Consider the following 24,808-nt stretch of genomic DNA (forward strand, 5'->3'; position numbering starts at 1 on the left):
TGGGAAATTCCATGAGCGCGCTGGCCAACCACGCATTTGCCAAGATGAACGGTATCGGCAACGAAATCGTCGTGGTGGACCTGCGCGATTCCAAGGCAGCCGTGACGGCCGAAGAGGCGCGTGCGGTCGCTTCGCCCGCGGGCGTGCCCTATGACCAGTTGATGGTATTGCAGCCGCCGCGGCTACCGGGCACCGAGGCATTCATCCGCATCTACAACAGTGACGGCTCGGAGGCCGGCGCCTGCGGCAACGGCATGCGTTGCGTGGTGCGCCGCCTGTTCGAGAAGACCGGCCAAACCGCCGTGACGTTCGAGACCCGTGCCGGGCTTTTGAATTGCTGGCAGGGCCCGGCGCCCGATCTCTACACCGTCGACATGGGGGCGCCGAAGTTCGGCTGGCAGGACATTCCGCTGGCGGAAGAATTTCGCGACACCCGCTATATCGAATTGCAGGTCGGGCCGATCGATGCGCCGGTGCTGCATTCGCCGTCGGTGGTCTCGATGGGCAATCCGCATGCGATCTTCTGGGTCGACGACGTCAACGCCTACGATCTCGCGCGCTTCGGGCCGCTATTGGAAAATCACCCGATCTTTCCGGAGCGCGCCAACATCACTCTCGCCCATATCGTCGATCGCGATCACATCACGATCCGCACCTGGGAGCGTGGCGTCGGCTTGACCAAGGCCTGCGGCTCGGCCGCTTGCGCGACCGCGGTCGCCGCCGCCCGGCTGAAGCGCGCCAATCGCTCAGTCGAGATCACGCTGCCCGGCGGCAAGCTTGCAATCGAATGGCGCGAGCGCGACGACCACGTGCTGATGACGGGGACGGCCGATTTCGAATATGAAGGCCGCTTCGATCCCGCACTGTTCGCCAACGTCGCCTGAGCGCCATGAGCGTCGACGTCCTTACGTTCGGCTGCCGCCTCAACGCCTTCGAATCCGAGGTGATCGCCCGCGAGGCGGAGCGTGCGGGCTTGTCCGATACCGTCGTCATCAATAGCTGCGCGGTCACCAATGAGGCCGTGGCGCAGGCGCGGCAATCGATCCGCCGGCTGAAGCGCGAACGGCCGGATGTGCGCATCGTCGTCACCGGCTGCGCGGCGCAGACGCAAGCAGAAATGTTTGCCGAAATGGCCGAGGTCGATCGCGTGGTCGGCAATGACGACAAGATGCGGGGCGAAGCCTGGCGCGATGCGCGCACGGCGTTCGACTTGGGCTTTGGCGTCGGGACAAGCGAAAAGATCGCGGTCGCCGACATCATGGCGGTCAAGGAGATGGCGCCGCATCTGCTTGACGGGTTCAAGGCCGGCCTGCCGCGCGTGTTCGTGCAGGTACAGAACGGCTGCGACCATCGCTGCACCTTCTGCATCATCCCCTACGGCCGCGGCAATTCGCGCTCGGTGCCAATGGGGGCGGTGGTGGATCAGGTGCGGGCGCTCGCCGAGCGCGGCCATGCCGAGATCGTTCTGACCGGTGTCGATCTGACGAGCTACGGCGCCGATCTGCCGGGTGATCCGAAGCTTGGGCAACTGACAAAACAGATTTTGCGCCACGTGCCGGAGTTGAAGCGCCTGCGGATTTCGTCGATCGACTCCATCGAGGCCGACCGCGATCTGCTCGACGTCATTGCCGAGAATGAGCGGCTGATGCCGCATCTGCACCTGTCGCTGCAATCCGGCGACGATCTCATTTTGAAGCGGATGAAGCGGCGGCATTCGCGACAGGATGCGATCGAATTCTGCGCGCAGGTGCGGCGATTGCGCCCGGACATTACGCTCGGCGCCGATATCATCGCGGGTTTTCCGACCGAGACGGAAGAAATGTTCGCGCGTTCGCAGGACCTGGTGGAGGAATGCGATCTCACCTTCCTGCACGTGTTTCCCTATTCGAAGCGGCCCGGCACGCCGGCCGCACGGATGCCGCAGGTAGCGGGTGAGGTGATCAAGGCGCGGGCGAAGCGGTTGCGCGCGACGGGCGAGGCCGCATTGCAGCGGCGGCTGGCGACAGAGGTCGGCGCCACGCGTCAGGTCTTGATCGAAAGCGACAAACAGGGGCGCACCGAGCATTTTCTGCCGGTTGCGATATCGGGCGAAACGCCGGGCGCGGTGATGCCGTTCGCGATCAAGGGGCATGATGGCGCGCGGTTGACGGTGTGAGCTGCCTCTTCCTTCTCCCCTTGTGGGAGAAGGTGGCCGGCCCAGCTCTTTTGCTTGCCGTCCTTGCCGCCGGCTGGACGTTTTTGCTTACCCTCCCCTGGAGGGGGAGGGTCGGCTCACATAGAGCGGAGCGAAATGTGAGACGGGGTGGGGTGATCTCTCCGCTCGGGCACTGTTGGACGTGGAGAGACCGTCACCCCACCCCGCCGCTCATTTCATGAGCGTCGACCCTCCCCCTCCAGGGAGGGTCGACAGTGTGCCCGCTCCCACAAGAGGAGAAGGCAGGTAGGCACCGTCCCGCTACTCCCCGTTCCACCCACACTTACGCAGCCGCTCGCGCATATGCGCCGGCGCCGGCGCCACCACGCGCACCGGTTCCTTGTTCTTCGAAATCGGAACCACGATCTCACGGGAATGCAGATGCAGGATCGGTTCGCCGAAGCGCGGACCATTGCCGTAAATGTTGTCGCCGACAATCGGCCAGCCCATCGCTGAGGTGTGCACTCGCAATTGATGCGTTCGGCCAGTCACCGGTTCCAGCGCCAGCCAGGCGAGGCCGTCGCCGCGGCCCAGCACTTTCCAGGTGGTGATGGCTTTCTGGCCCTCCGGATCCGGCTTCTGCCACCAGCCGCGCTCGGCGTTCAGCCGTCCGAGCGGCATGTCGATGGTGCCTTCATCTTCGGCAGGTCCGCCTTCGACTACGGCCCAATAGGTCTTTCCGACCTTGCCGTGCTTGAACAAGAGGCCGAGCGAGGCGGTGGCCTTGCGGTGGCGTCCCAATACGAGACAGCCTGAGGTGTCCTTGTCGAGTCGGTGGGCCAGCACCGGCGGGCGCGGCAGGCCGAATCGCAAGGCATCGAACGATGCCTCCAGATTGGCGCCGCCTTTGGGGCCGCGATGCACCGGCAGGCCGACCGGTTTGTCGATGACCAGCATCAGCCCGTCGCGATGGAGCACGCGGGCCAGGATTTCGTCTGCCGTTAATCCCTGGACATCAATTGATGTTCTGGAGACATCAAGGGATGCTCCGGGAACATCAAGGATGGCCCGGGCACATCAAGGGATGGCCCGGGAACAGCAAGGAATTTGTTGTGACTTCCGCTCATGGCGCGAAACCGCTAACACGTCCCCGACATGAGCGATACCACTCCTGGAACCCCCAAACTGAGCTGGTGGCGGCGGCTTTCGAGCGGCCTGAAGCGGACCTCAAGTTCGCTTGGGTCCGCCGTCGCCGACCTCGTCACCAAGCGCAAGCTCGACCGCGCCATGCTCGACGATATCGAGGATGTGCTGCTGCGCGCCGATCTCGGCACCGCGGTCGCGGTGCGGATCGCGGATGCGGTCGGCGCCGGCCGCTATGACAAGGCGATTTCCGCCGACGAAGTGAAGACGGTCGTCGCGACCGAGGTCGAGAAGGTGCTGGCGCCGGTGGCGAAGCCGCTGGAGATCGACGTGGCGCAAAAGCCGTTCGTCATCCTCGTGGTCGGCGTCAACGGCTCCGGCAAGACCACGACGATCGGCAAGCTTGCCGCGAAACTGAGCGCCGAGGGCCGCAAGGTGATGCTGGCGGCGGGCGATACGTTTCGTGCCGCCGCGATCGAACAGCTCAAGGTGTGGGGCGAGCGCACCAAATCGCCGGTCGTTGCGGGCGCGCAGGGCTCTGATTCAGCAAGCCTCGCCTTCAACGCGCTGAGCGCGGCGAAGGAACAGAAGCTCGATGTGCTGCTGGTCGATACGGCGGGGCGGCTGCAGAACAAGGCCGAATTGATGAACGAGCTGGAAAAGGTCGTTCGCGTCCTCAAGAAGGTCGACGCGTCGGCGCCGCATGCGGTGCTGCTCGTGCTTGATGCGACGGTGGGACAAAATGCGCTGTCGCAGGTCGAAGCGTTTCACCGTACCGCTGGCGTCACCGGGCTTGTGATGACGAAACTCGACGGCACGGCGCGCGGCGGCATTCTGGTGGCGCTGGCGGAGAAATTCAAACTGCCGGTGCACTTCATCGGCGTCGGTGAAGGGGTCGATGATCTCGCGCCGTTCACCGCGCGCGACTTTGCGAACGCGATTGCAGGAATCGAGTAATGGACAAGAAAGTACCGCATCCGCTGTTCAAGCTTGCGACCGAACTCGGTCCCTTGCTCATCTTCTTCGTCGCCAATGCCAAGTCCAACCTGTTCGTCGCCACCGGCGTCTTCATGGTGGCGGTGGTGGCTGCGATGATCGCGTCTTACATGGTGACACGGCATGTGCCCATGATGGCGATCGTCACTGCGGTCGTCGTCGTCGTGTTCGGCGCGCTGACGCTGATCCTGCATGACGAGACCTTCATCAAGATGAAGCCGACCATCGTCTACACACTGTTCGCCGCCATTCTCGCGGGCGGCTTGCTGTTCAACCGCTCCTTCATCGCGATCATGTTCGACCAGATGTTCAATCTCACCCCGCACGGCTGGCGCATCCTGACCGCGCGCTGGGCGTTGTGGTTCTTCGCGATGGCGGTGCTGAACGAGATCATCTGGCGCACGCAAAGCACGGACTTCTGGGTTGCCTTCAAGGTCTTCGGCATGGTGCCGCTGACGATGCTGTTTGCCGTAACGCAGATGCCGCTGATCAAGCGCTATCATCTGGAACCGGCTTCGCTGGAGGTCAGCGAGGCGGAAGCCGGGGATGTGAGCAAGGGCTAGGTCGCGTGTCCCGGACGCGGTGCAGCGTTCTTACGATGCACCGCAGAGCCGGGACCCATTATCTTCTCCGCTCGAGCGTGGGCCCCGGCTCTGCAGCGCACCGCTACCGCGCTGCGCCGCGTCCGGGGCACGAGGTCAGCTCTTCTGCTTGGCGATGATCTTGTCCTTGATCTTGTCGTAGGTCGCCTGCGGGACGATGCTCTTCTGCACCAGCTCGTCCTTGCCCTTGTACGGGCGGCCCTTGATGATCTTCTCCGAATAGGCCTTCCCAACGCCCGGCAGCGCATCGAGCTGCTCGGCGGTCGCCGAATTGATGTCCAGCAGCTCGGCCTTCGGCGCCGGCGCCATCTTCGACTCCGAGGCCTTTGGCGCGGGAGCCATCTTGCTGTCGGATTTGGGCGCGGGCTGCGCGGTCTGGGCCATCGTCGGGGTGGCCGTCAGCATGCCGAGCGTGAGGGCGGTGGCGAGAAGAGAAGCGAGCGTGAAATGACGCATATGGGTGTCCCTCCCAAGGACGGTTCAAGTAACGCATCAAAGCTAGCTGCGAATTCATGGCGGCGCCATGGCCGCGAAATGAACGATAGATAAAAGCGGAAGTTTATTTGGAGCCGATTTCTCGTTCGTCATTCCGGGTGCATCTGCGATGCGCCCCGAAATGAAATGACAAGAGTGACTACGATCCCGCCTTGAGCGCCTTCTCGATTTCGACTTTCAGCACGCTATCGAGATTGGCCGGCGTTACCGGCCCGACCAGCTTGTAGCGGATAGTGCCGTCGCGCCCGACCACGAAGGTTTCGGGCACGCCATAGACGCCCCATTCGATCGCGCCGCGGCCGTTGCTGTCGGCGCCGACGGCGGTGAACGGATTGCCGTAGCGGCCGAGGAAGCGGCGGGCGTTATCAGGAGAATCCTTGTAGTTGATGCCGACGATCTGCAGCCGTGTGTCCTTCGCCAGCGCGGTCAACAGCGGCGCCTCGTCGTGGCAGGGCACGCACCAGGAGGCCCAGACATTGACGACGGAGACCTTGCCCTTGAACACGGCCGGGTCGAGGCCGGGCACGGGCGTCCCGTTATGGACAAGGCCCTCCAGCGCCGGCAGCGTGGTTTGCGGCGCCGGCCGGCCGATCAGGGCGGAAGGGATTTTTGAGGGATCGCCGCCGTAAAGCCGCAGCAGGAACAGTCCGGCGACCGCCAGAAAGCCGATCAGCGGCAGCGCCACCAGCCAGCGCCGGCTGCGTGGTTGATCGGATGTTGCAGGCGCGCTCATCAAATGTCCGTCGCTTGGCGGCCGGAGCGCCGGGTCACGCCAGAGGCCTCGAGTTCACGCAGGCGCTCCTTCTGATGGCGATAGTCGAGTGCGATCCAGCCGATCAGGATCAACACAATCGCCGCGACCAGCGCGTAGGAGGTCACGATAAACGAGGCATAGGGTCCGAGCGAGGTCACGTCATGCTGCCTGCTGGCTGGCTTGCATCATCTGCAAGCTGCGCACGCGGCGGCGCAAGATCTCGTTGCGCATCGCCGCCAGGTGCAGCGTCATGAACAGCAGCGAGAAACCGACCGCCATTACGAGCAATGGAATCAGAAACGCCTTGTCGAGCGAAGGTCCGCCCATCCGCATCACCGATGCCGGTTGATGCAGCGTGTTCCACCAGTCGACCGAGAACTTGATGATTGGCAGGTTGATCGCGCCGACCAGCGTCAGCACGGCGGCGGCCCGTGCCGCGCGCGACGGGTCCTCAACCGCGCGCCATAGCGCCATCAGGCCGAGATACATCAGGAACAGGATCAGCACCGATGTAAGTCGCGCGTCCCATTCCCAATAGGTGCCCCACATCGGCCGCCCCCACAGTGAACCGGTGACCAGCGCCAGAAACGTGAACGCCGCTCCGATCGGCGCGGCGGCCTTGGCCGCGACGTCGGCGAGCGGATGCCGCCATACCAGTGTGCCCAGCGCGGCAATGCTCATGACGCCCCAGACGAACATCGAAAGCCACGCGTTCGGCACGTGGATGAACATGATCTTCACGGTGGCGCCCTGCTGGTAATCGTCGGGGGCCACCGCCGCCTGATAGAGGCCCACCAACAGCAGGATCGCGGTCGCACCTGCCAGCCACGGCAGCACGCGCGCCGTCAGCGCGAGAAATTTCGAGGGATTGGCGAGGTCGATCAGCGTCATGGCATCCTGATAGTCGTCAGCGGCGGGGCAGGCAATGCGGCATGGTTTGTTTCACATCCCCTCCGCCAGAGTTGATCGGTGTCAGCATATTCAGTCCAGACCGTGCCGCAGGCTGGCCGCAGCGGCAAACGGTCCGACCACGAAACTGACCAGCGAGAGCGCGCAAAGGATCGAAAACGGAGTTCCAAACGACAGCGGGCCGGTAATGGCCGCCTGTGACGCCGCAACGCCGAAGATCAGCACCGGGATCGACAGCGGCAGCACCAGCACAGCGAGCAGGAGGCCCCCCGGTGCAATGTCACGGCGAGCGCCGCGCCGATCATGCCCGTGAACGTCAGCGCCGGCGTCCCCACCAGCAGGGTCAGCGCCACCGCCGAGGTCGCCGCGGCGTCGAGGTTGAGCAACAGCCCGAGCACGGGCGTCGCCACGATCAGCGGCACACCGGCCGCGAGCCAATGCGCCAGCGCTTTCGCGGCACATGCGAGTTCCAACGGTGTCCGGCCCATCACGATCAGGTCGAGCGAGCCGTCCTCATGATCGGCCGTGAACAGCCGGTCGAGCGTGAGCAGGCTGGCCAACAGCGCGCCGAGCCAGAGGATGGCGGGGCCGAGCCGGGCCAACAGTGGCAGATCGGGCCCGATGGCAAACGGCATCAGCACTGTGACGGTGAGGAAGAACAGCACGCCGATAAGCGCCCCGCCGCCGACGCGGAGTGCGATTTTGATGTCCCGGCGAATCAGTGCGGCGAGGGCGGTCACTTGCCGCCCCCCATTCGCAGTTCGCTCGCTTCGATCCCGAGCGGGGTGTGGGTGGCCGCAACAATGATCCCGCCGGTGGCCAGGTGCTCGCGCATGACGCCCACGAATAGTTCCTGTCCGGCGGTATCGAGCGCCGAGGTCGGCTCGTCCAATAGCCAGACCGGCCGCCGAACCACCAGCAGCCGCGCGATCGACAGCCGGCGCCGCTGACCGGCCGAGAGAAAGGCCGCCGGCAGATAAGTGGCGTGGCCGAGCCCCACGGCGATGAGGCATTCTTTGACGTCGCCGGTCGCCCCACCGAGAAAATCCCGCCAGAACGACAGGTTTTCCGCAACGCTTAGCGCAGGCTTCAGCGCATCGCGGTGGCCCAGGTAATGGGATTGCTCCGGCAAGGTCAGCTCGGCCTCGCCAGCTTCCAGGCCGATCGATCCGGCCCCCGGCACCAGGAGACCCGCGATGAGGCGCAACAGCGAGGTCTTGCCCGAGCCGTTCGGGCCGACCACGGCCAGCACTTCGCCGGAAGCGGCCGCGAAATCGAGGCCCGAGAACACCTCTCGACCGCCTCTGACACAACTGATTTGGCGCCCCGAGAGCCGCATTTTGCTTCGTCACAGCCCTCTGAAATTGATGGGTACCGCGTCAGAATTTGTGGGTACCGCATTGCTGCAGCACGTTTGTCGCTGTGGCGGCGCTTCTAGAAAGATTCTATAAGCCCGGAACTTGATGCAGCACACAATCGGCGGCTGCAAGCCAAGAAGCCAGCCTTCCGCTGACGGTGTTAAAATACCCTTGCCGGGTATAACTAGAATTTGGGATTTCCTGACATGACCTCGCTCGACAGCTTCAAATGCCGCAAGACCCTCAAGGTCGGCAGCAAGACCTATGTTTATTACAGCCTGCCCGCCGCCGAGAAGAACGGTCTGAAGGGAATTTCCAAGCTGCCTTATTCGATGAAGGTGCTGCTTGAAAACCTGCTGCGCAACGAGGACGACCGCACGGTCAAGAAGGCTGACATCGTCGCGGTTTCGAAATGGCTGCGGAAGCGCAAGCTCGAGCACGAAGTCGCGTTCCGCCCGGCGCGCGTGTTGATGCAGGATTTCACCGGCGTGCCGGCGGTGGTCGATCTCGCCGCGATGCGTAACGCGATGCAGGCGCTCGGCGGCGATGCCGAGAAGATCAACCCGCTGGTGCCGGTCGATCTCGTCATCGACCACTCGGTCATCGTCAACTTCTTCGGTGACAACAAGGCGTTCGGCAAGAACGTCGTCGAGGAATACAAGCAGAACCAGGAACGCTACGAATTCCTGAAATGGGGCCAGAAGGCGTTCTCGAATTTCTCCGTCGTGCCGCCCGGCACCGGCATCTGCCACCAGGTCAATCTCGAATATCTCGCGCAGACGGTGTGGACCAAGAAGGAGAAGATGACGGTCGGCAAGAAGACCGGCACCTTCGAGGTCGCCTACCCGGATTCGCTTGTTGGTACCGATCTCGCACACCACCATGGTCAACGGCCTTGCCGTGCTCGGCTGGGGCGTCGGCGGCATCGAGGCGGAAGCCTGCATGCTCGGCCAGCCGCTGTCGATGCTGTTGCCGGAAGTTGTCGGCTTCAAGCTCAAGGGCCAGCTCAAGGAAGGCGTCACCGCAACCGACCTCGTGCTGACAGTGACGCAGATGCTGCGCAAGCAGGGCGTGGTCGGCAAATTCGTCGAGTTCTTCGGCCCCGGCCTCGACTATCTCTCGGTGGCGGACAAGGCGACGATCGGCAATATGGCGCCGGAATATGGCGCCACCTGCGGCTTCTTCCCGGTCGACGCTGCGACCATCGATTATCTCAAGACCTCGGGTCGCAAGGCCGACCGCGTCGCGCTGGTGGCGGCCTACGCCAAGGCGCAGGGCCTGTTCCGCACGGCGAAATCGGCCGACCCGGTGTTCACGGAAACCCTGACGCTCGACCTCAAGGATGTCGTGCCGTCGATGGCGGGCCCGAAACGCCCCGAAGGCCGGGTCGCGCTGCCGGCGGTTTCCACCGGCTTCGCGACCGCGCTCGCCAGTGAGTACAAGAAGCCCGACGCGGCTGCGAGCCGCTATCCGGTCGAGGGCCGGGATTTCGATCTCGGCCATGGCGACGTGGTGATCGCCGCGATCACTTCCTGCACCAACACTTCGAACCCGAGCGTGCTGATCGGCGCGGGCCTGCTGGCGCGCAACGCCGCCGCCAAGGGGCTGACGGCCAAGCCGTGGGTGAAGACCTCGCTCGCTCCGGGCAGCCAGGTGGTTGCGGAATATCTGGCCAATTCCGGCCTGCAGAAGGATCTCGACAAGGTCGGCTTCAACCTGGTCGGCTTCGGCTGCACCACCTGTATCGGCAATTCCGGACCGCTGCCGGAGGACATTTCGAAGTCGATCAACGACAACGGCATCGTTGCCGCGGCCGTGCTGTCCGGCAACCGCAATTTTGAGGGCCGCGTCAGCCCGGACGTGCAGGCGAACTATCTGGCGTCACCGCCGCTGGTCGTCGCCTATGCGCTGGCGGGCACGGTGACCAAGGATCTCGCGGTCGAGCCGATCGGCACCGGCAAGGACGGCAAGCCGGTGTATCTGAAGGACATCTGGCCGACCACCAAGGAGATCAATGCGTTCATGAAGAAGTTCGTGACAGCCACGATCTTCAAGAAGCGCTACGCCGACGTGTTCAAGGGCGACACCAACTGGCGCAAGATCAAGACGGTCGAGAGCGAGACCTATCGCTGGAACATGAGCTCGACCTATGTGCAGAACCCGCCCTATTTCGAAGGCATGAAGAAGCAGCCCGATCCGATCTCGGACGTGGTCGACGCGCGGATCCTGGCGATGTTCGGCGACAAGATCACCACCGACCACATCTCGCCAGCCGGCTCGATCAAGCTGACTTCGCCGGCTGGAAAATTCCTCAGCGAGCACCAGGTGCGACCCGCCGACTTCAACCAGTACGGCACGCGGCGCGGCAACCACGAGATCATGATGCGCGGCACCTTCGCCAACATCCGCATCAAGAACTTCATGCTGAAGGGCGCTGACGGCAATATTCCGGAGGGCGGACTAACCAAGCACTGGCCCGACGGCGAGCAGATGTCGATCTACGACGCGGCGATGAAGTATCAGCAGGAAAGCGTGCCGCTGGTGGTGTTCGCGGGTGCCGAATACGGCAACGGCTCCTCGCGCGACTGGGCGGCCAAGGGCACCCGTCTGCTCGGCGTCCGCGCCGTGATCTGCCAGAGCTTCGAGCGCATCCATCGCTCCAACCTGGTCGGCATGGGCGTGCTGCCGCTGACCTTCGAGGACGGCACGTCGTGGACATCGCTCGGCCTCAAGGGCGACGAGACGGTGACGATTCGCGGGCTCCAGGGTGATTTGAAGCCGCGCCAGACCCTGACGGCCGAGGTCGTGTCCGGCGACGGTTCGCTGCAGCGCGTGCCGCTGCTCTGCCGCATCGATACCCTCGATGAGCTCGAGTACTACCGAAACGGCGGCATTCTGCATTATGTGCTGCGCAAACTCGCGGCTTGACGCGGATTTGTGATCGGTGCCTCACTTCGAAGTGAGTAGCGAGCAAGGAGAAGGCGGCCTATGACAAGGCCGCTTTCGCGCGTCTGGGGTGCGCCTTTGGGATATCAAATCATGCCCCGTACAATTACGGATGGAAAACGCTACGCCTGGTTCGCACGATGACAGCGATGATGGCCTACAACTGCATATCGCGATGGTCCGGTGCGCTCGGCGTCTGCGCGATCATCGCCATCATCCGTCCGGCTCATGCCGAGCCGCGCACCGTGGTCGAATTGTTCACCTCGCAAGGCTGTTCGTCGTGTCCGCCGGCCGACCAGATCGTCGGCGAGCTCGCCAAGGATCCGTCCATCATCGCGCTGAGCATGCCGATCGACTACTGGGACTATCTTGGCTGGAAGGACACGCTGGCGGACTCGCGTTTCAGCGCGCGTCAGAAGGCCTATTCGCATGTGCGTGGCGATCGTAACCTCTACACGCCGCAGATGATCGTCAACGGCTCGGCGCAGGTGATCGGCAGCGATCGCGCCGCCATCGAAGGCGCCATCAAGAATACCAGCAAGACTGAAGGCGTGATGTCGGTGCCGGTCAAGATGACGTTGTCGGGCAAGCTGCTCAATGTCTCGGTAGAGGCGAGCAAGGTGCCGACGGCTGGCCGGGGCGAAGTCTGGATCTGCTCGGTCTCGAAGGCGGTGCCGATCTCGATCGGGCGCGGCGAGAATCGCGGCCAGCAGCTCACCTACTACAACGTGGTACGCAACCTCGTGAAGGTCGGCGACTGGAACGGCGGTTCGGGAAGCTGGACCATTCCGCTTGAAAATATTTCCCGCGACGGCGTGGACGCCGCGGTCGTCTACGTCCAGGACGGCAGTCGCGACAAGCCGGGCGCGATGCTCGGCGCCGCCATGACGGCGCTGCGCTAATTCTGTTCTCGAAATTTTCTTGGCGAAGTCCTTGGATGGATGCGCCGGCCGCTGGCGAAACGGTGGCGCACAAACGCGCATCCCACGCAGACCGCAACCCCAAACGAAAAAGGACCAACTTTCGTTGGCCCAGTATCGGGATTAACTCCCTCCTGCGAACAGGCCCGATCCCGACGGCCCCGGGGGCTGGGGGCTGAGGAATCCGGAACCGAAAGGACCGGGCCAACGCAGGATTTTCTTTTCGCAATCTAGCGGGGCGGACGGTTGGCGGAAGTAGGGCAGCAATAAGATTCCGCTAACGATCCCGTGAATCGATATTTCGAGGCATATCGGGCCATCCGCCGCAGTTTCCTTCGCATTTACACCCCTTGCGGCGCCCCGCGGTTAGCGCGATCATGTAAATCGGATGACAGGAGGCGCTCCATGACCCTGATATCGGAGGACACCGATCCAAGCGATAGCCGCGCAGTGGCGCGCGTCGCCACTGCGAGCACGCCGCCGAATCGCGTCACGTTCAATCGCCTCGAACTCAACCGTATCCTCAATCTGTATGGGCGCATGGTCGCCGACGGCGAGTGGCGCGACTATGCCATCGACTTTCTGAAAGACCGCGCGGTGTTCTCCGTATTCCGCCGCGCTTCCGAAGTTCCGATCTATCGCATCGAGAAAGATCCGCGGCTCGCGCGCAAGCAGGGCATGTACAGCGTGATCTCGGCGACCGGACTGATCCTGCGCCGCGGCCACGAACTCGAACGCGTGCTGCTGGTGATCGACCGCAAGCTGGCGGTGGTTTAATCGGCTGGGCTACTGCGAGCCGGGGCCCATTCTACTTTGCATGGGGTTGTTTTCGCGATTTTGAGTCTGGGCCGCCCTGCGGTGTACCGCCAAAGAGGCGCCACGCTTAGTCAGACGACGAAGCGGGGACCGTCGACCCGCCTTCGCCGAGCGCGCGCTGCATCATGACCGTGTCCAGCCAGCGGCCGAACTTGAGGCCGACATTGGCGTGCGTCCCAATCATCTGGAACCCGCATTTGGCGTGAACGCCGATCGAGCCGGCATTAGCGGAGTCGCCGATGACCGCGATCATCTGCCGGTAGCCCCGCGCCTCGCATTCGGCGATCAGCCGCTGCATCAGTTGGAGCCCGATGCCGCGCCGGTGCGTGGCCGGCTTCAAATAGACCGAATTCTCCACCGTGAAGCGGTAGGCCGGCCGTGGCCGGTAGGGGCCGGCATAGGCGTATCCGATCACCTGGCCTTCGACGACGGCGACCAAATAGGGAAAGCCGCCATCCGACAGCGTCCTGAATCGCCGGGTCATTTCGGCGAGGTCGGGCGGGACGAGTTCGAACGTGGCGGTGCCGTAGCGCACCGCGTGCTCGTAGATCTCGGTGATGGCGGGGAGGTCGGCCTCAGTGGCAGGCCGGATTTCAGGTGTGGACATGCCGGCAGGATATTTTTGCTGCGCGCAAAAGAAAAGCCCCGGCCGCGAGGCCGGGGCTTCAACTCATACCTGGTCGATAAGCGCCTATTCGCGCTGGCCGAGTAGCTGCAACAGCAGCGTGAACAGGTTGATGAAGTTCAGGTAAAGGGACAGCGCACCGGTAATCGCCGCTTTCTCAGCAATCTCGCCGCCCTCCGAGGCGTAGCCGTAAATGTAGTCGTTCTTCAGCCGCTGGGTATCCCAGGCGGTGAGGCCCGCGAACACCAGCACGCCAACCACCGAGACGATGAACTGCAGCATCGAGCTTGCCAGGAACAGGTTGACCAGGCTCGCGATGATGACACCGATCAGGCCCATGAACAGGAACGACCCCATGCCGCTCATGTCACGCTTGGTGGTGTAGCCGTAGAGGCTCAGTGCGCCGAAGGTCGCCGCGGTGATGAAGAACACCCGCACGATCGAGGTGTGCGTGTACACCAGGAAGATCGACGACAGCGAAATGCCCATCAGCGCCGAGAAGGCCCAGAACAGCAATTGTGCTGTCGCGGGCCGCAGCCGGTTGATGCCGAACGAGATCGCGAACACCATCGCCAGCGGCGCGAGGATGAACAGCCACTTCAGCGGGCTGACATACATCGCGTAGCCGAACTGCGTCAGGTAGGCGTTGCCGAATCTGGCAGCGGCCCCGGCCTGGTCGGTGGTCACCGCGGCCATGTAGACGCCGAGCGCCGCAAGGCCGGTGATCGCCAGGCCGATGCTCATGTAGTTGTAGATGCGCAGCATGTAGGCGCGCAGACCGGCATCGACGGCCGCGGCGTCAACGCGTCCGGCAGCCCGGCCGAAAGGAGATACGTAGTTACGGTCTAGGTCCGACATGGTCGAATTCCCGTTGGTTGCCCGGCGGAGCGCAAGGGGTTTGCGGCGCCGGTTGGATTTCTATCTCAGATGTCCTGATCTGCAGACGTTAATCTTACGAATCTTACGTCATCAACCCGGCCACTGATCTTGGCTGGTATGTGGGAAACTAACACATTCGACGCAAGCTTCCACGCGCGGCTGAATGTCGCTTCTCGCGACGATTTCCGGGTAAAAGCAGTGTTAACCCCGTCTTCCGCCGCTACAAATTGTCACAAATTCCGTAACACGCTGGCCGGCTTTTGGTTCAGGGCCAACAACGTTCCGGCGAGCCCCAGCCCCACCGTGACGATCAGGGCGGCTGCGACCACCCCGGCCGCGCTGCCAGCCTGCCAGATGAAGCTGAGCGTCATCAGCCTGGTCACGATCAGCCACGCCGCGATCGAGCCCGCGATCACGCCGAATATGGCCGTCGCGAGGCCGATCATGAGGTACTCGAGCGCATAGGCCCCGAGCAGACGCACCCGGGTTGCGCCGAGCGTCTTCAGGATGACCGCGTCATAGACCCGGTGGCGATGGCCGGCGGCGAGCGCGCCGCCGAGCACCAGGATCGCCGAGATCAGGGTCACCGCGCTGGCGCCGCGGATGGCTAGCACGAGGTTGGTGACGACGGTGCCGACGGTCTCGAGCGCTTCGCGGACCCGAACGCTGGTCACCATCGGAAAGACGTCCGCCACCTGCTTGATGATCCGGGCGTCGCCTGCCGGGTCGGGGTGGACCTCGGATAGGGTTGCGACATGGCTGTGCGGCGCGCCCTTGAAGGCGTTGGGCGAGAACACCAGCACGAAATTGATGCCGAGCCCCTGCCAGTCGACGTTACGCAGATTGCCGATTTTGGCCGCGATGTCGCGGCCGAGCACGTTGACGACGATCTCGTCGCCGATCTTGAGCTTCAGCCCGTCGGCGATCTTCTTCTCCAGCGAGACCAGGGGCGGCCCCTTATAGTCCGCGCTCCACCATTCGCCTTCGACCACCTTCGAGCCTTTTGGAACTTCGCCGGTATAGGTCAGGCCGCGGTCACTCTGCAGCACCCATTCGGTATCCTGCGACGGCTTGAGTTCGTCCGCCTTGACGCCGCGGGCGGCAACGATGCGCCCGCGCAGCATCGGCACGTCGTCGACGGCAGATTGCGGCGCGATCTGCTTGAGGAAGGCGCCGAAGCGGTCGGCGTCGGCGGTCGGAATGTCGATAAAGTAGAACGAGGGCGCGCGCTCCGGCAGCGCGGCCAGGAACTGCCGGCGCAGATTGCCGTCGATCTGGGTAATGGTGACGAGGACCGCGAGCCCAAGCCCGAGCGACATCACGACCGACGGCGTCAGCGCGCCGGGCCGGTAGATATTGGCAATCGCCAGCCGCAGCATGGTGATGCTGGACCGCGGCAGGCGCCGCGCCAGCGCCATCAGGCCGGCGGCGACGCCGCGCAACAGCGCAAACACCGCAATCGAAGCGACGACGAACACGGCGGCGACCCGCTTGTCATAGGCCAGCCCGATCGCAACCGCGACAAGGAGCACGATCACCACGGCCATCAGCGCGAGATAGCTCCAGCGCGGGCGGTGCCATTCGCGGGCGACCTCTTCGCGGAACAATGCCGCGACCGGGACATCATGGACCCGGCCGAGCGGCCCCAGCCCGAAGGCGAGCGCGGTGAGCAGGCCGTAGAGGAACGACAGCGCCAGTTCGTCGGCGTGCAGGGCAGGGATCACCGGCAGTGGCAGAAGCTTGCCGAACAGGCCGACGATGACAAACGGCAAGGCCGCGCCGGCGGCAAGCCCCGATTATCGAGCCGATCCCGGCGAGCACGATCACCTGTGTCAGGTAGATGGTGAAGACGTCGCGCCCGGTGGCGCCAAGCGCCTTGAACGAGGCAATGACGTCGCGTCGGCGATCGATATGGCTCTTGACGGCATTGGCGACGCCGACGCCGCCGACCAGAAGGGCCGCGAGGCCAACCAGCGTCAGGAACTGGGTGAAGCGGTTGATGGTGCGTTCAAGCTGCGGCGAGGCATTGTCGCGGCTGCGGATCCACCAGCCGGCTTCCGGCAAGGCACTCCGGGCGCTGTTGACCAATTGGGCGGCGGCGCGTTCGTCAGCCGCATTGTCCGGCAGCTTTACCCGGTACATCCAGCGCACCAGGCTGCCCGGCTGCAGCAATCCGCTGGCGCGCAGGCTCTGCTCGCTGACCAGTACGCGCGGGCCCAGGCCGACATTGCCGGCGAGCTTGTCCGGCTCGGCGCCAACCACGCTGCGAATCTGGACCGTGGCATTGCCGATGCCGATGCGGTCGCCGAGCTTGAGATCGAGCCGCGCCAGCAGGGTGGAATCGACCGCCGCGCCGAACGCGCCATCGCGTTCAGCCAGCAGATCCGACATCGGCATTTGGGGATCAAGCGTCAACCGTCCGAGCATCGGATAGTTGCCGTCGACCGCTTTGAGCTCGACCAGCGCCAGCTTGCCGTCGCTGGCGCGGGCCATCACCCGCAGCGCGGCCGCAACCGACACCTGGCCCCGCGCGCGCAGGAAGGCGAGTTCCTCCGGCTTGGCTTCGCGCTGGATCAGCGAGAATGCGACATCGCCGCCGAGCAATGTTCGGCCCTCGCGGGTCAGACCTTCGCTAAGGCTTGCCGCCACCGAGCCGACGCCGGCAATTGCCATGACGCCAAGCGCGATGCAGGCGATGAAGACGTAAAAGCCACGCAGGCCGCCGCGCAATTCGCGAAGCGCGTAACGCAGCGCCAGCGAGGATGCGCGGCTCTTGTAGACCGGCTCGGGAAATCGCGGTCATGAGTGCCCGTCGATCCGGCCGGAGCGCAGCCGCACCACGCGGTCGCAGCGCTGCGCCAGCGAACTGTCGTGCGTCACCAGCACCAGCGTCATGCCGCGCTCGGCATGTTTGGTGAAGAGCATGTCGATGATCTGCTTGCCGGTGGTTTCATCGAGATTGCCGGTCGGCTCGTCCGCGACGAGAATGGCGGGATCGGGTGCCAGCGCGCGAGCCAGCGCCACGCGCTGCTGTTCGCCCCCGGACAATTGGGTCGGGTAATGATGCAGGCGCTCGCCGAGGCCGACCGACGCCAGTTCCTTCGCCGCGCGCTCCGCCGCGTCGGGACTGCCGGCAAGCTCCAGCGGCACGGCTACGTTTTCCAGCGCCGTCATGGTCGGGATCAGGTGAAACGACTGGAACACGATGCCGACCTGGCGGCCGCGGAAGCGGGCGAGGGCGTCCTCGTCGAGGGCATTGAACGGCGTGCCGTTGACCACCACCTCTCCGCTGTCAGGACGTTCCAACCCCGCCATCACCATCAGCAAGGTCGATTTGCCCGAACCTGACGGCCCGATCAGGCCAATCGCCTCGCCGGATGCCACACGAAGGCTGATATCTTTCAGGATATGAACGCGGGCGGCGCCTGTGCCGAGCGAGAGGTTGACGTTGGAGATGGAAATGGTGTCCGGCCCGACGCCGGTCAGTGAAGAGGGTTCGATGAGACTGTCCATGGCTCGGTCATATGGCACTTCCACCGCTCGGGTCGAGGGCTTGAAACGGATGTTTGCGCACATACGCGTGTTGATTGTGGCTTTGATGACGGCCGGGCCGGTTTTGGCCCAGACTCAGGCCCCGGCCACTGCACCCGCCAAACCGGTCAAGATGGTCGTCCTCGGTGATTCCTTGAGCGCGGGCCTCGGCCTGTCTGCGCCGGCAGCGTTCCCCGCCCGCCTGCAAAAAGCGTTAAGCGACAAGGGGATAAAGGTCGACATGATCAACGCCGGAGTGTCCGGCGATACCACGTCCGGCGGTCGCGACCGGCTGGACTGGTCGATCCCGGAGGAACCGAGGCGGTGATTCTCGAGCTCGGCGCCAACGATGCGCTGCGCGGGATCGACCCCGCCGTCACCCGCGCGGCGCTGAGCGATATCCTGACCCGGCTGAAGGCGCGCAAGATCGCGGTTCTCTTGTGCGGGATGCTGGCGCCGCCCAATTACGGCAGCGAATATGCGGCACGCTTCAACGCCATCTATCCGGAGCTGTCCAAATCGTTCGGCGTGCCGCTCTACCCATTTTTCCTGGAGGGGGTTGCGAGTGAGGCCAAGCTCAACCAGGCCGACGGAATCCATCCGACCGCCGAGGGTGTCGATATCATCGTGAAGAATATTCTGCCCATGGTGGAGGCATTTATCGGCACGATCTCCGGGCAGCGGAGTTGAAAAAGCAGCAACGAATGAGGTTACCCCAAGGTTTTTCCGTAGCATTGCGGAGTGCTCGCCCCGCGTGCTTCGCAGAGTCACATAAGTCGGATAGAAAATAACTATCGGTGATTCGTCACCGGGCGCTGTTACAGGACATGGTCCTTTTCAAGGTCATGCCCAAGCATCGGGAGTCATGCGATGCCGCGTTTGTTTGCTGGACTGGAAATTCCGGCCGAGATCGGCCAGAGCCTTTCCAATTTGCGTGGCGGCCTTCCCGGCGCACGCTGGATCGATCCCGAAAATTATCACGTCACCTTGCGCTTCATCGGCGATATCGACGGCATGTCGGCGAATGAAATCGCCTCGATGCTGTTTCGGGTCAACCGCAAGCCGTTCGAGGTCAAGGTGCAGGGCCTGCAGAGCTTTGGCGGCAAGAAACCGCGCGCAGTGGTCGCTTCCGTCGAGCCGAGCCGGCCGCTGATCGAGCTGCAGGCCGAGCTCGAACGGCTGATGCAGCGGCTCGGGCTCGATCCCGAAGGGCGCAAATTCATTCCCCATGTGACGCTGGCGCGGCTGCATGACGCCTCCAGCCAGGACGTTGCCGATTATCTCTCGGTGCGCGGCTATTTCCCGAGCCGCACGTTCTGGGCTTCGCGCTTTGTGCTGTTCTCGTCCCGCGCGTCCACCGGCGGCGGGCCTTATGTGGTCGAGGATTCCTATGCGCTGAGCGCGTGAGGGCGGACGCTGGCCGCCTCTCCGCTGTCGTCGGGCGCGCATTCGCGCGACCCGTTGGCCGGGTATGACGATCCGGGAATGGCCGTGTTTGCATACCCCCAGCACCAATTCACGGCTTGCAATTTCCGCTCGCTTGAGGCCGAAAGGGGCCATGCTGTCGACTGACCCCACCTCGTTCCGTGCACACTATCAGGCTCTGGTTTCCTCTGGCGCGATCGAGGCCGATCCCGCGCAGGCGGAAGCTGCCGAGGCGTTCGCCGCACTCGAGGAGCGGCTGTCGAGCTACAAGCCGGCGCGCAAATTGAGCCTGCTCGGCCGATTGTTCGGCGACAAAAGTGAGCCGCCGCCGCGCGGGCTCTACATTCACGGCGAGGTCGGTCGCGGCAAGACCATGCTGATGGACCTGTTCTTTCAGCAGAGCCCGGTCCAGCGCAAGCGCCGCGCCCATTTCCACGAGTTCATGGCGGAGGCGCATGAGAAGATCTACGCCTATCGCCAGAATATCGCGCGCGGTGAAATCGCGGATAGCGACGTGATCGAGCTGACGGCCAACGCGATCTTCGACGAGGCGTGGCTATTGTGCTTCGACGAATTCCACGTCACCGACATCGCCGATGCCATGATCCTGGGCCGGCTGTTCTCAAAGCTGTTCGAGCTCGGCACCGTCGTGGTCGCGACTTCGAACGTCGCGCCCGAAGACCTCTACAAGGGTGGGCTCAACCGCGCGCTTTTCCTGCCGTTCATTTCGCAGATCGAAGACCGCATGGATGTGCTGCGGCTCGATGCCCGCACCGATTTCCGGCTGGAAAAACTGGCCGGCGTGAAGATGTGGCTGGTGCCGCCGGATGATGAAGCCGGCGTCGCGCTCGACCGCGCCTGGCGCAAGATGACCGGCAACGCGCCGTGCAAGCCGCGCGACATTGCGATCAAGGGCCGCGTCCTGCGCGTGCCCTGCTCGGCGCATGGCGTGGCGCGATTTTCCTTTGCCGATATCTGCGAAAAGCCGCTGGCCGCGTCGGACTATCTGCGGCTGGCGCACGACTATCACACCATCCTGATCGATCGCATTCCAGTGATGGATTACGCCGAGCGCAACGCCGCCAAGCGCTTCATCTCGCTGATCGACACGCTCTACGACAACGCGGTGAAGCTCATGGCCTCGGCCGAGGCCGATCCGGTGTCGCTGTATGTCGCTGCCGAGGGCGTTGAAGCCAACGAGTTCAAGCGGACCGCGTCGCGTCTGATCGAAATGAGTTCTGAGTCCTATTTGGCGCTGCCGCACGGAAGGAAGGATTCCGCGGCCAGCGGCTCCACTACGGGGCTGGTCGAGACGTAGCCGTCGTCATTCCGTGTTCGATGCTGCGCATCGCCCCGGAATGACAGTACGCTCTGGCATACCTGACTGAAATCCAGGCGCGGCCTTAGAATCGGGCATGCCCCGGCTTGAACCGGCCATTCGAAAGGGATAACCAGCCATCCGACTGATTATCCACCCTCACTCTTCGTCTCAGAAGGACAAATTTCCCATGGCGCGCGACAAGATTGCTTTGATTGGCTCCGGTCAGATCGGCGGAACGCTGGCTCACCTCGTCGGCCTGAAGGAGCTTGGCGACGTCGTGATGTTCGACATCGCCGAGGGCGTCCCCCAGGGTAAAGCGCTCGACATCGCGCAATCTTCGCCGGTCGACGGTTTCGACGCCCATCTGACAGGCGCCAATTCCTATGAGGCGCTCGATGGCGCCAAGGTCTGCATCGTCACCGCCGGCGTGCCGCGCAAGCCCGGCATGAGCCGCGACGACCTCCTGAGCATCAATCTCAAGGTCATGGAGCAGGTCGGCGCCGGCATCAAGAAGTATGCGCCCGATGCGTTCGTCATCTGCATCACCAACCCGCTGGATGCGATGGTGTGGGCGCTGCAGAAGGCTTCCGGTCTGCCGCACAAGAAGGTAGTCGGCATGGCTGGCGTGCTCGACTCGGCGCGGTTCCGCTATTTTCTGGCCGACGAATTCCACGTCTCGGTCGAGGACGTCACCGCTTTCGTGCTCGGCGGCCATGGCGACACCATGGTGCCGCTGACGCGCTACTCCACGGTCGCCGGCATTCCGCTGCCCGACCTCGTCAAGATGGGCTGGACCTCGCAGACCCGCATCGACGAAATCGTCGACCGCACCCGCAACGGCGGCGCCGAGATCGTCAACCTCCTGAAGACCGGTTCGGCGTTCTACGCGCCGGCCGCTTCGGCGATCGCGATGGCCGAGAGCTATCTGAAGGACAAGAAGCGCGTGCTGCCGTGCGCGGCCTACCTCAACGGCGAGTACAGCGTGAAGGACATGTATGTCGGCGTCCCCGTGGTGATCGGCTCGAAGGGCGTTGAGCGCATCGTCGAGATCGAGCTGGCCGGCAAGGATCGCGAAGCATTCGACAAGTCGGTCGGCGCGGTTCAGGGCCTGGTCGACGCCTGCAAGAAGATCGCGCCCGATCTGCTCGGTCGTTGATTTTACTCAGCTTTCGCCCCTCGCCGGGGCGAAAGCGGTTTTAGGGTTGCAGTTATCTTGGTATATGGTATGCCAACTACCAATGCCGGTGAACTGTAGAACTCGCCGCTAAGGGTTTTGGGGAGCGTCCAAATGAATATCCACGAATACCAGGCCAAGGCTCTGCTGCATGAATTCGGCGTGCCGATTTCGCGTGGCGTGCCTGTCTTGAAGGCCTCGGATTCGGAAGCCGCCGCCAAACAGCTTCCCGGCCCGATCTGGGTGGTGAAGAGCCAGATCCATGCCGGCGGCCGCGGCAAGGGCAAATTCAAGGAAGCTTCCGCCGGCGACAAGGGCGGCGTCCGCATCGCGAAATCAGTCGCTGAGGTCAACGAATTCGCCAAGCAGATGCTGGGGGCGACGTTGGTCACGGTCCAGACCGGCCCGCAGGGTAAGCAGGTCAATCGCCTCTACATCGAGGAAGGCTCCGACATCGACAAGGAGTTTTATCTCTCAATCCTGGTCGATCGTGAAACTTCCCAAGTCGCGTTCGTCGTCTCGACCGAAGGCGGCGTCAATATCGAGGACGTTGCCCACAATACGCCTGGAGAAGATTGTGACCTTCTCCGTCGATCCGGCAACCGGCATCATGGCTCATCACGGCCGCACGGTCGCGAAAGCCCTGAAGCTCACCGGCGATCTCGCCAAGCAGGCGGAGAAGCTGGTGACGCAGCTCTACACGGCGTTCGTTGCCAAGGACATGGCGATGCTGGAGATCAATCCGCTCGTCGTCACCAAGCAGGGCGAACTGCGCGTGCTCGATGCCAAGGTGTCGTTCGATGACAACGCGCTGTTCCGCCATCCCGAAGTGGCGGTGGCGTTGCGCGATCTGACCGAGGAAGATGCCAAGGAGGTCGAGGCGTCAAAGTACGATCTCAACTACGTCACGCTCGACGGCACCATCGGCTGCATGGTCAACGGCGCCGGCCTTGCGATGGCGACCATGGACATCATCAAGCTTTACGGCATGGAGCCCGCCAACTTCCTCGACGTCGGCGGCGGCGCCAGCAAGGAGAAGGTGGCGGCGGCGTTCAAGATCATCACCGCCGACCCGAACGTGAAGGGCATCCTGGTCAACATCTTCGGCGGCATCATGAAGTGCGACATCATCGCCGAAGGCGTGGTCGCCGCAGTGAAGGAAGTTGGCCTGAAAGTGCCGCTGGTGGTGCGGCTCGAAGGCACCAATGTCGACGCCGGCAAGCAGATCATCCGCGAATCCGGCCTCAACGTGGTACCTGCCGACAATCTCGACGATGCCGCACAGAAAATCGTGAAAGCCGTCAAGGGAGGCTAGCGATGGCTGACCATCTCGCCGCACCGACACCGCTGGATGAACACCGCCGGCTCGCGGTTTTTGCGGGCGAGTGGGCGGGCGAGGAAATGGTCTATCCGTCGCGCTGGACTGCGGGCGGTCCAGCGACCTCGCATGTGGTCGCGCGCGTCGATCTCAACGGCTTCTACCTGATTCAGGACACCCGTCAGATGCGCGACGGCAAGGAGGCTTTCGCCACCCACGGCGTGTTCACCTATGACCGCGAAGACCGGACCTACAAATTATTCTGGCACGATTCGCTCGGCTACTATTCGCCGGCACCGGCCTCCGGCGCCTGGGTCGGTAACAAGTTGACCCTGGTGCGCGGCTCGCTGCGCGGCAATGCGCGCCACGTGTACGAAGTCGTCGACGACAACAACTACACCATGAAGATCCAGTTCTCGCCTGATGCCGAAGGATGGGCCGACGTGCTCACCGGCACGTACCGTCGCATTCATTAACCCCTCGTTCACGGTCACCGAAGAAAGCGTTCGCAATCATGTCCGTTCTGATCGACAGCAACACCAAAGTCATCTGCCAGGGTTTTACGGGCAAGAACGGCACGTTCCATTCGGAAGCCGCGATCGCGTATGGCACCAGGATGGTCGGCGGCACCTCGCCGGGCAAAGGCGGCTCGACGCATCTCGGCTTGCCCGTCTTCGACACCGTGCGTGAGGCGCGCGAGAAGACCGGCGCTGACGCCAGCGTGATCTATGTCCCGCCGCCGGGTGCGGCCGACGCGATCTGCGAAGCGATCGATGCGGAGGTTCCGCTGATCGTCTGCATCACCGAGGGCATTCCGGTGCTGGACATGGTGCGCGTGAAGCGTTCGTTGTCGGGATCGAAATCCCGCCTGATCGGGCCGAACTGCCCGGGCGTCATGACGGCGGGCGAATGCAAGATCGGCATCATGCCGGCCAACATCTTCAAGCCGGGCAGCGTCGGGATCGTTTCCCGCTCGGGGACGTTGACCTATGAGGCCGTGTTCCAGACCACCCAGGAGGGCCTCGGTCAGACCACCGCGGTCGGCATCGGCGGCGACCCGGTCAAGGGCACCGAATTCATTGACGTGCTGGAGATGTTCCTCAGGGACGAGAAGACCACTTCGATCATCATGATCGGTGAAATCGGCGGCTCGGCCGAGGAAGACGCCGCCCAGTTCATCAAGGACGAGGCCAAGCGCGGCCGGAAAAAGCCGATGGTTGGCTTCATCGCCGGCGTCACCGCCCCTCCCGGCCGTCGCATGGGGCATGCCGGCGCCATCATTTCCGGCGGCAAGGGTGACGCCGGATCCAAGACGGCGGCCATGGAAGCGGCGGGAATTACGGTGTCTCCGTCGCCGGCACGGCTCGGACATACGCTTGCCGAAAAATTGAAGTCTTAATTCAGTTCTTGGTCCTTTTAGGCGGGAATATCCGTCTTAAATAGGGTAAAGCTTCTTACCGAG

General features: G+C 63.5%; 20 protein-coding genes and 5 pseudogenes. 14 read left to right on the forward strand and 11 right to left on the reverse strand.

The features are described 5' to 3' along the window. The first annotated feature begins 11 nt into the window (after positions 1–11). Positions 12–884, forward strand: a complete 873-nt coding sequence (gene dapF / locus ACFXS9_RS35145) for a diaminopimelate epimerase (protein ID WP_392697306.1) — start codon at positions 12–14, stop codon at positions 882–884. 5 nt (positions 885–889) lie between these two features. Continuing rightward, the gene (gene mtaB / locus ACFXS9_RS35150; RefSeq protein ID WP_392697309.1) at positions 890–2,155 is read left to right on the forward strand and encodes a tRNA (N(6)-L-threonylcarbamoyladenosine(37)-C(2))-methylthiotransferase MtaB; all 1,266 of its coding nucleotides are present in this window, start codon (positions 890–892) and stop codon (positions 2,153–2,155) included. Positions 2,156–2,455: 300 nt separating this feature from the next. On the opposite strand, the gene ACFXS9_RS35155 is transcribed toward mtaB, so the two are convergent. After that, positions 2,456–3,091, reverse strand: a complete 636-nt coding sequence (locus ACFXS9_RS35155; RefSeq protein ID WP_392700178.1) for an RluA family pseudouridine synthase — start codon at positions 3,089–3,091, stop codon at positions 2,456–2,458. Positions 3,092–3,289: 198 nt separating this feature from the next. On the opposite strand from ACFXS9_RS35155, the gene ftsY reads away from it, so the two are divergent. Then, the gene (gene ftsY, locus ACFXS9_RS35160; protein ID WP_392697312.1) at positions 3,290–4,234 is read left to right on the forward strand and encodes a signal recognition particle-docking protein FtsY; all 945 of its coding nucleotides are present in this window, start codon (positions 3,290–3,292) and stop codon (positions 4,232–4,234) included. After that, the gene (locus ACFXS9_RS35165) at positions 4,234–4,836 is read left to right on the forward strand and encodes a septation protein A (RefSeq protein WP_057842570.1); all 603 of its coding nucleotides are present in this window, start codon (positions 4,234–4,236) and stop codon (positions 4,834–4,836) included. Before ftsY ends, ACFXS9_RS35165 begins: the two co-directional genes overlap by 1 nt. A 135-nt stretch (positions 4,837–4,971) precedes the next feature. Here the strand turns inward: ACFXS9_RS35165 and ACFXS9_RS35170 are convergent, their stop codons facing one another. From ACFXS9_RS35170 to ccmA, 6 genes and pseudogenes are all read right to left on the reverse strand, one after another. After that, complete coding sequence (locus tag ACFXS9_RS35170) at positions 4,972–5,331, reverse strand: ComEA family DNA-binding protein (protein ID WP_392697314.1); 360 nt, start codon at positions 5,329–5,331, stop codon at positions 4,972–4,974. A 178-nt stretch (positions 5,332–5,509) separates the two neighbouring features. Continuing rightward, a complete protein-coding gene (locus ACFXS9_RS35175) occupies positions 5,510–6,103 on the reverse strand; it encodes a DsbE family thiol:disulfide interchange protein (RefSeq protein WP_392697317.1) in 594 nt (197 codons plus the stop codon). After that, positions 6,103–6,282 (reverse strand): heme exporter protein CcmD, encoded by a 180-nt coding sequence (gene ccmD / locus ACFXS9_RS35180; protein ID WP_392697319.1) that lies wholly within the window; start codon positions 6,280–6,282, stop codon positions 6,103–6,105. The genes ACFXS9_RS35175 and ccmD overlap by 1 nt, the downstream gene beginning before the upstream one ends. A gap of 1 nt (position 6,283) precedes the next feature. Beyond that, positions 6,284–7,015: a heme ABC transporter permease gene (locus ACFXS9_RS35185; protein ID WP_392697322.1), complete on the reverse strand. Its 732-nt coding sequence runs from the start codon at positions 7,013–7,015 to the stop codon at positions 6,284–6,286. A 90-nt stretch (positions 7,016–7,105) separates the two neighbouring features. After that, positions 7,106–7,773, reverse strand: a pseudogene (ccmB, locus tag ACFXS9_RS35190) (heme exporter protein CcmB). Next, on the reverse strand, positions 7,770–8,372 hold the full coding sequence (gene ccmA / locus ACFXS9_RS35195; RefSeq protein ID WP_392697324.1) for a heme ABC exporter ATP-binding protein CcmA: 603 nt from the start codon (positions 8,370–8,372) through the stop codon (positions 7,770–7,772). Before ccmA ends, ccmB begins: the two are co-directional and overlap by 4 nt. Positions 8,373–8,597: 225 nt before the next feature. Between ccmA and acnA the strand changes: the two are divergent. The 3 genes and pseudogenes from acnA (at position 8,598) to ACFXS9_RS35210 (ending at position 13,034) form a co-directional block, all read left to right on the forward strand. Continuing rightward, positions 8,598–11,319 (forward strand): annotated as a pseudogene (gene acnA / locus ACFXS9_RS35200) (aconitate hydratase AcnA). 158 nt (positions 11,320–11,477) lie between these two features. Then, positions 11,478–12,239 (forward strand): DUF1223 domain-containing protein, encoded by a 762-nt coding sequence (locus ACFXS9_RS35205; RefSeq protein WP_392697327.1) that lies wholly within the window; start codon positions 11,478–11,480, stop codon positions 12,237–12,239. 423 nt (positions 12,240–12,662) lie between these two features. Then, positions 12,663–13,034, forward strand: coding sequence for a DUF2794 domain-containing protein (locus ACFXS9_RS35210; RefSeq protein WP_334379785.1), 372 nt, complete (start codon positions 12,663–12,665; stop codon positions 13,032–13,034). Positions 13,035–13,140: 106 nt separating this feature from the next. Here the strand turns inward: ACFXS9_RS35210 and ACFXS9_RS35215 are convergent, their stop codons facing one another. From ACFXS9_RS35215 to ACFXS9_RS35230, 4 genes and pseudogenes are all read right to left on the reverse strand, one after another. After that, positions 13,141–13,680 carry a GNAT family N-acetyltransferase gene (locus tag ACFXS9_RS35215; RefSeq protein WP_392697330.1) on the reverse strand — a complete coding sequence of 180 codons (540 nt, stop codon included), beginning with the start codon at positions 13,678–13,680 and terminating at the stop codon, positions 13,141–13,143. An 84-nt stretch (positions 13,681–13,764) separates the two neighbouring features. After that, positions 13,765–14,556, reverse strand: a complete 792-nt coding sequence (locus ACFXS9_RS35220) for a Bax inhibitor-1/YccA family protein (RefSeq protein ID WP_392697333.1) — start codon at positions 14,554–14,556, stop codon at positions 13,765–13,767. Positions 14,557–14,807: 251 nt separating this feature from the next. Further along, positions 14,808–17,334: pseudogene (locus tag ACFXS9_RS35225) on the reverse strand (ABC transporter permease). A 42-nt stretch (positions 17,335–17,376) separates the two neighbouring features. Next, complete coding sequence (locus tag ACFXS9_RS35230) at positions 17,377–18,090, reverse strand: ABC transporter ATP-binding protein (protein ID WP_392697336.1); 714 nt, start codon at positions 18,088–18,090, stop codon at positions 17,377–17,379. Here ACFXS9_RS35230 and ACFXS9_RS35235 point away from each other — a divergent pair. The 7 genes and pseudogenes from ACFXS9_RS35235 (at position 18,089) to sucD (ending at position 24,745) form a co-directional block, all read left to right on the forward strand. Then, positions 18,089–18,798 (forward strand): annotated as a pseudogene (locus ACFXS9_RS35235) (arylesterase). The gene ACFXS9_RS35230 and the pseudogene ACFXS9_RS35235 sit on opposite strands and share 2 nt — an antisense overlap. A 180-nt stretch (positions 18,799–18,978) precedes the next feature. Continuing rightward, entirely contained in the window at positions 18,979–19,515 is a 537-nt protein-coding gene (gene thpR / locus ACFXS9_RS35240; protein ID WP_028348494.1) for an RNA 2',3'-cyclic phosphodiesterase, read from the forward strand. Between the two features lie 151 nt (positions 19,516–19,666). Then, positions 19,667–20,851 (forward strand): cell division protein ZapE, encoded by a 1,185-nt coding sequence (gene zapE, locus ACFXS9_RS35245; RefSeq protein WP_392697340.1) that lies wholly within the window; start codon positions 19,667–19,669, stop codon positions 20,849–20,851. Positions 20,852–21,041: 190 nt separating this feature from the next. Next, positions 21,042–22,010 (forward strand): malate dehydrogenase, encoded by a 969-nt coding sequence (mdh, locus tag ACFXS9_RS35250; protein WP_065744744.1) that lies wholly within the window; start codon positions 21,042–21,044, stop codon positions 22,008–22,010. Positions 22,011–22,142: 132 nt separating this feature from the next. Then, positions 22,143–23,343, forward strand: a pseudogene (gene sucC / locus ACFXS9_RS35255) (ADP-forming succinate--CoA ligase subunit beta). A gap of 2 nt (positions 23,344–23,345) precedes the next feature. Next, a complete protein-coding gene (locus ACFXS9_RS35260) occupies positions 23,346–23,822 on the forward strand; it encodes a DUF1579 family protein (protein WP_392697343.1) in 477 nt (158 codons plus the stop codon). Between the two features lie 38 nt (positions 23,823–23,860). Next, a complete protein-coding gene (gene sucD, locus ACFXS9_RS35265) occupies positions 23,861–24,745 on the forward strand; it encodes a succinate--CoA ligase subunit alpha (protein ID WP_392697345.1) in 885 nt (294 codons plus the stop codon). Positions 24,746–24,808: the final 63 nt, after the last annotated feature.

This window comes from Bradyrhizobium sp. RDI18 (genome assembly GCF_043203335.1).
GTDB classification, from domain to species: domain Bacteria; phylum Pseudomonadota; class Alphaproteobacteria; order Rhizobiales; family Xanthobacteraceae; genus Bradyrhizobium; species Bradyrhizobium retamae.